The 6,664-nt window shown below is 59.8% G+C and carries 5 protein-coding genes; 1 reads left to right on the forward strand and 4 read right to left on the reverse strand.

Annotated elements, in window-relative coordinates:
• Both AC1DTN_RS36900 and AC1DTN_RS36905 read right to left on the reverse strand, forming a co-directional pair.
• The coding region (locus tag AC1DTN_RS36900) for an O-antigen ligase family protein (RefSeq protein WP_477925031.1) at positions 1-1,515 on the reverse strand (1,515 nt) is incomplete at its 3' end.
• A 1-nt stretch (position 1,516) separates the two neighbouring features.
• Positions 1,517-2,704, reverse strand: coding sequence for a glycosyltransferase family 2 protein (locus AC1DTN_RS36905; protein ID WP_477925033.1), 1,188 nt, complete (start codon positions 2,702-2,704; stop codon positions 1,517-1,519).
• Positions 2,705-3,187: 483 nt separating this feature from the next.
• Between AC1DTN_RS36905 and AC1DTN_RS36910 the strand changes: the two genes are divergently transcribed.
• Positions 3,188-4,771, forward strand: a complete 1,584-nt coding sequence (locus AC1DTN_RS36910; RefSeq protein WP_477925035.1) for a hypothetical protein — start codon at positions 3,188-3,190, stop codon at positions 4,769-4,771.
• Between the two features lie 92 nt (positions 4,772-4,863).
• Here the strand turns inward: AC1DTN_RS36910 and AC1DTN_RS36915 are convergent, their stop codons facing one another.
• Positions 4,864-6,093 (reverse strand): right-handed parallel beta-helix repeat-containing protein, encoded by a 1,230-nt coding sequence (locus AC1DTN_RS36915; RefSeq protein WP_477925036.1) that lies wholly within the window; start codon positions 6,091-6,093, stop codon positions 4,864-4,866.
• Between the two features lie 128 nt (positions 6,094-6,221).
• Positions 6,222-6,664 (reverse strand): P-loop NTPase family protein (locus tag AC1DTN_RS36920; RefSeq protein WP_477925038.1); only part of this gene is annotated, 443 nt, incomplete at its 5' end.

The raw sequence follows: 6,664 nt of genomic DNA on the forward strand, positions 1-6,664 counted from the left end.
AATGACCCGCTCCGCCACGCTTCTGGACAGAAGCCGCTCGGTCTCGGAGGTGACGTTCAGCGGCGCATTGTTGCCGGCATCGCCGGTGCTCAGCGCGGTTGCCAGGGGCTTGTGGATCATCAGCCGTGACCCGGCGTGATAGCTCGGCTTCAACCCCGATATCAGCACGATGGAAGCCGCCATCAGCACAACCATCAGCGCCACAATCATCACCATCCGGCGACGGAGCAAACGTAATCCCGATGTCAGCTCTCTCGCTTCGGTCGGAAACCGGATCGCGAACATAATTACGGCAGTGGCAAACAGGACGAAGAGAAGACTATTCTGAGTGAGGAGGATCGTTTCCGTGAGGTTCATCACGAGGAACATGATGACCAGCACGTTCAGCCACAGCCAACCTTCCTCGGGAGCATCACACAGCAGCGTCGCACCCTGCCGCACCGCGCGGGCAATGGTCCAGACCAGGGGGATGAAGCCCAGGAGCCCGAGGCTTAGCAATGTGTCACGAAATCCATTATGGGCGTGCGGCGCCGGCCATCCCGCCGCAGCTCGGACGCGCCAGCCGTCGAGGTTGGAGTCGGCCCAGAAGGCCTGATAGCCGTAACCGAACAATAACCGCCTTCCGATTGCGTGATCCACTTCCCGCCAGAGCGGAACACGACCGGTCAGTGTCGCATCCTTGCCCAGTGCTTCGAGCAGGGGAACGAGTAGTTCGCTGAGGCCTACAAGGACCAGTGCGACCAATTGCAGACAGACCAGCACGAGGGTCACCCGTCCAAGGTCGCGGGTCTTTGATAGAGCAAGGAAGAAAAACGTCGCCACCACCGCGCTGGCGAGTGAGGTCATAGCCGTCATCGACTGGGACGCGACGAGGCAAACGAGACTGGCGCACAGCAGCGGTATGCTGACTATTCTCAGCCCCGCCCGTCGATCTGCCGCCATCACGCTGCATGCGAAAGTCGCGATTGCGGCGTTCCACCCGAGTGCGTTTTTGTTGTCAAAGACGCCTCTCAGGGAGCTCTCGCCCACGGTGAACGCGCGACTGGGCCAAGCCACAGCCATCAAAAGACTGAACGCCATGCCGGAGCCAAGCACTACAACCGTCAGCAACAGCAATTGCCGCGGTGTGAACAGGATGGCGAGGAGATATGCAAGCGATACCGAGAGAACGAGCGCAATGCCCCGCTGCAGGGTGAGAGCGGGGCTGGGCGACCACAGCACGGAGACAAGTGGCAAAAGGAGGAGCGCAACGAACGGCAGGCTGCGGCGAATGGCGATCAGCAGCTCGGCCTGATTTCGAGCCAAGAGCCCGAGAGAAATCAGATAGATAGGCATGCCAAGCAGGCGAAGAGTCGCCATCTCGCTGGCATCCAGGTAGCCATCGCGATCGACCAGCGGAAAAACGCAACCGCTCAGAAGGAGCAGCGCGATGATGACGCCGACGCACTCCATCGAACGCCAAGGCATGATGACACCGGGGCTGTAGACTACCGGGTAGCAAGCCTTATCCGCCATGTCATTCTGCCGGATACTGGCTGCCCAACTGGCCTTCCGGCGCTCTCGCGCTCGTCACCGCTGAACTTGCGGCGATGCCGACCCGCCGCAGAGAACTGGCGCCGGCGGGTCCGTCACGCCGCGCCTGATCGGCAACGGTGCCGGTAGCCGGTCCCGCAGCGGCTCGGCCCGTCAGATGCTCCACCAGGTACAGCGGCCGTTGCCGGACCTCGACTGCGATGCGGCCGACATATTCGCCAAGAAGCCCGACGGAGATCATGTTGAACGCACCGAACACCAGAATGACCACCATTATGGATGCATAACCGGGCGCATCGACGCCAAATATAAGCGTTCGCCCAATGATGATAGCCGCGTAGAGTTGCGCCAGAAAGACGACAACGAGACCGACATAGGTCCAGATCCGCAACGGCATCGTCGTCGATCCGGTGATCCCGTCCAAAGCGAAGTTCCACAGGCGCCAATATACCCACTTGGAGGTGCCTGCCGTGCGTTTCGGCCGGTCGTATTCGACCGTCGCCTGAGTGAAGCCAACCCAGGAGAACAGACCTTTCATAAAGCGGATGCGCTCAGGCATGCCGTTCAGAACATCGACGACGCTGCGATCCAGCAGCCGAAAATCGCCGACATTGTCCTGGATAGGATAATCGGCCATCCGATTATAGAGGCCATAGAAAGCTGTGGCGCTCCAGCGCTTGAGCCAGGTGTCGCTGCCACGTCTCTTGCGGCGTGCGTTGACCACCTTTGCGCCGCGCATCCAGGCGCTCACCATATCGGGAACGATGTCCGGGGGGTCCTGCAGATCGACGTCCATCGGGATGATTGCGTCGCCGCGGGCATGGGCGAGACCGGCTGCCAGCGCTGCGTCCTTGCCGAAATTTCGCGACAGGCAGATCAGGCCGATATCCGGTCGCTGTGCCACGAGACTTTCGATGATCTCCACAGTGCGATCTCGGCTGCCGTCGTCGACGAACAGAATCTCCACCTGTCCGCCTGGTCCGAGAGCGTTGCGGATCGCGTTGGTCTGTGCATCCAGAGCCTGGAGAAAGAGCACGATCGTCTCCTCCTCATTGAACACCGGCACCACAATGCTCAGCACAAGGCCGTCCACATCGGACATGCCGCGGGGCGAAAGATCAGTTGTGGCAATTGGCCATGTGCGGGGGAACTCCGTGCTGTGCGGCAACATGTTAAGCCCCCGATGTGATGAAATGGGTTGGACCATGCATGCCAGCTACCTCATGACGATCGGCGCTCGGCCGATTGAGCAACTGCCGGCACATGCCGAATACGGATCGGGCCTGATATAAGTCTCTGCCAAGGCAGCGACTCCGCCGCCCATAGGTCTTTTGAGGAAACCGTTCGATCCGATTACTCTTTACACTAGTCTTACTCTTGACCATTCTCGGCTCCATCCAGCTTGCCTAACTGGCAAGCTCCGAGGCTCATCGAACTTCTCTCGGAATCTCCGTCTGTGATGACACGCAAGCCTCTGTAGAAATGAACTTTATTCTTTATGTCGGCTGGTCGAAAGCGAGCCATAAGGCGTACGCGTACCACTTTGTGCTGATTGTTGCTCGAACGAAGAACGCGTTAGTCTTAGCGATGATCTAAGCCGGGATAGATGTATTACCGGTGGTGCGCTGGACACGGTTTTGGGAATTGTACGTGGATGGGCATATCTGACCTCAATCTGGCGCTGGGCGCGGAGATCGCGGGGCCATCGAACCCGGTCAACAAATCAGGATCGTTTTCGCAGAAGTCGCGGCCATTGTCGCGGCATGTCACTCTATGGTTCGCGATGGTCGCCACTTTGGTGGCGCTCTGCACGGCGATCAGCGGACAGAGTTACTGGATAGACGAGGCCAATACAGCGTGGCGTGCAACGGAGCCGCACTTCGGAGCGCTTCTGGCTCGCATGGTCGCGGAGACTGGCTCCGATGCGCAGATGCCGTTTTTCCTCGTGGCGATCTGGGCCTGGGAGAAGGTTGCAGGCGACGGCGAGGTCGCGCTTAGGGTGATGAACCTGATTTGGCTCGTTCCGGGCCTCTACATTTTCGCCAACGGCCGGATTGATCGGCTTCTAGTGGCCGGGACCAGTGCCTTCCTGTGGTACTATATCGATGAGGCGCGGCCCTATGGCATGCAGATCGGAGCTAGCCTGATCGTCTTCGGCCTGCTCGAACGCGCGGTCGTTGCAGCTGGTGATCGCGGCGCGGAAGGTCCGCTCCTTCGTCCCTACCAAGTTTGGCTGCTTGCGCTCGGGCTTATTGCTCTTGCCGGAAGCAGCCTGCTCGGCGCGATATGGGCTGCAGCGGCCGTTGCTGCCGCGGCTTGTGCCGTACCCTGGCGCGTTCGCCGGCTTGCCGCCAGCCACATTATCGGGCCGTCGGTTCTGCTCGTGGTCGTGCTGGCGCCGCTCGGGCTCTACTATCTCTGGACGGTGCTTGGAGGGGCAGGCGGCACCAAAGTGGCGACAACCGACGCGCGGACCTTGGTTTTCTCGGCCTACGAGTTGCTGGGCTTTGCGGGCCTCGGGCCGGGCCGCACGGATCTGCGCGCCGGGGAGGGGGCGATCGTCTCCTCTTACTTGGTTGCGTTGGCGAGCTACGCCGTCCTGGTCGCGGCTGTAACGCTGGCCGGCGTGATCCAGGTAATTCGCAATATTCCGCCTCGCACACTGGCGGCCTGTGCCATCGCGTTCACGGCCGCCGCCGCACTGATCCTGATTGCCGGATATATTCTGCACTGGCGCGTCGTCGGTCGCCATCTCGCGCCCGCAATCGCGGTCGTCTTGGCGCTGCAGGCGGCAGGCGTGGCGTTGCTTTGGCGTCGGCCTGTCGGCAAGCTCGTGGTGCTTGGCTTTCTGATGATGGCATTGGCCTCCGGCGCAAGCATCAGATTCGCGCCTCGTCACGCGAAGGACGACTATCGCTCTGCGGCCGCAGTTGTACGCTCGGCCCTCACCGAGGGTGATCGCGTCTGGTGGAGCGCCGACGCGCTTGGTGCCCTCGTTTACCATGTGCCGCTGGGCCAGGGGTGTGGCAGTGCACTCTATGTCTCTGAGCCACGGCCAGGTTTTGCGTCCGCACTGCAGATTCCAACCCTCATCGTCGCCAGCAAGCCCGATATCTACGATCCGGAAGGGGTACTGGCCGCGTTCCTATCCGACCAGCATTTTCAGATTACCGAAACCTTTCAGGCTTTTCAGATCTGGCGACGCGCGCCATCGACGGGTTCATTGCCTTGCGGCTAGCGCCGATATTGCGCTTCGAGCTGCCGCGATCGTCGCCACTGAGCTCGGTATGATCTAGCCGCCGTTGGCGAAAATAATCTCGGAGTCTGTATTCATCGCGGCGCCGAGCCAGAAACGTCCTGAGCATTCGGCGGCGTGTCCGCAGTGGAGGTGGCCTCATCTGCTCCGATGTCGACCTTGCCGTTCACGCGGGCCTGCCCGTCGATGTCGACAGATCCGAGCCCGAAAGCGGACGTTCCGGCATTGATGGCCGGCGAACCCGGCTTCAAGTGGAAATCTCCCGTGGCCGGATTCGAAAGGAGCGGATCAAGCCCAAGCAGGTTTCCGTTGGCGGCGTCCGGCATTTGGCCATCCGAAAGCACCGATGCCTCGCGCGGAGTGCCGTTGAAGGTGATATTGCTGTACCACTTCACATCCTTGTTCACGTAGCCGTTGGTGCTGACATCGTTGATGGCTCGGTTTCTGGAGTCCGTTCGCGGATCCGCCACCGCGACGTTGTTCACCCAGGTATTGTAGCTGCCCATGGCGTTGCTCAGCTCGCCCCGCCAGCTTCCCTTGTTGGCGTTGTCATGGTTGTTGTGCCAGACAGTATTGTTGCGCACCGTGACGAAGTCGCTCAGGAAGACGTGGATGCCCTTGCCACCATTGCCGTAGGAGACATTGCCCTCGATCAGAGTGCCGTAGCGGTATTTGGTGTCTTGAAAGCCGTCGATGATGATACCGTTTCCATCCGTATGTTCCCAGTTGATAGCGGGTCCTTGCACGTTATCGTAACTTATGTTGTTCCTGATGATGTTGCGGAATTCGGCATTGCCTGCGGCGAGATCCATGTTCTGCCAGAGCGAGATGCCGCTGCATTGATAGCCGTTCGTCGCGGCGTTGCCGTAGACCCGGTTGTCTTCGATTGTCAGCCAATCCGATTTGGCGCTGGAAATACCCGAACCGCCGCTGTCATGGGCGATGTTGTCCTTGATCGTGACATGGTGCGACCCTTCAATATCGATCGCATGTCCCCCGCCGCCAACGACGTCGAAGCCCTCGATCTTGACGTAGTTTGCTCGCACATTCAGCGTGCTGTAGCTGTCCGAAGAAGGCGGTCTGAGTAAAGCGTCACCCGGCAATTCGGAGCGGATGGTGACGTAATTATCCGCCGCACCATCCTTCGTCACCACGATCTGCTCATGGTATGTTCCAGACTTTACCACCACCTGATCGCCGGGCTTGAGCCGCGCCTGCATGGCGCGACCGATCGTCTTCCATGGTGCAGACAAGCTGCCTTTGGCGATGTCGCTTCCGTCAGTGGCAACATAATAGTCCGTCATCACTCTTCTCCTGTCCCTGTAGTCTGCTGATCCCTAGGGTGCTGGCTGTGATGATTGATGGCGTTCACTTGCTGCCCAAGGCGGCGGTGGATCACTCAAGGATATTAAATCATTGGTAATACTCAGATTTACGATTTGAAATCGTGGTATTTCATCAACGACCTTGCGTACAATTCGGAGTCACGGAAGTTATATTTGGCGTGCTGTTTGGGTTTGACATTGTTGATGGCGACGACGATGTCGGCATTGCGGGCGCTTCTGAGCTGCTGGAGGCAGAATTCGGTGGCCCGCCGGCTGGTCTTTGCCCATTGCACGACCATCAGCGTTCGCTCAGTGAGCGCCGTCAGATGCATTGTATCGGCCGAGGCGAGCACCGGCGCGCTGTCGAAGATGACGATCTGGCCCCTGGCGCGGGCCATCTCGATGATCTCGGCCACGTCGGTCAAACGCACGCGCCGCTGCAGACGGGGGTTGYCGGTCGGGATGAAGTCGATGCCGCTCGGATGGTGATAGACGACATCCTCAAGACTTGCCTGCCCACTCAGGAACTCATTCAGCCCCTGTTTCAGGC

The sequence above is a fragment of the Rhizobium sp. 01T444 genome (assembly GCF_056398305.1).

Coding starts and splice junctions, on each gene's coding strand:
- AC1DTN_RS36905 (WP_477925033.1), bottom strand. CDS start 2,704: ATGTTGCCGCACAGCACGGAGTTCCCCCGCACATGGCCAATTGCCACA.
- AC1DTN_RS36910 (WP_477925035.1), top strand. CDS start 3,188: ATGGGCATATCTGACCTCAATCTGGCGCTGGGCGCGGAGATCGCGGGG.
- AC1DTN_RS36915 (WP_477925036.1), bottom strand. CDS start 6,093: ATGACGGACTATTATGTTGCCACTGACGGAAGCGACATCGCCAAAGGC.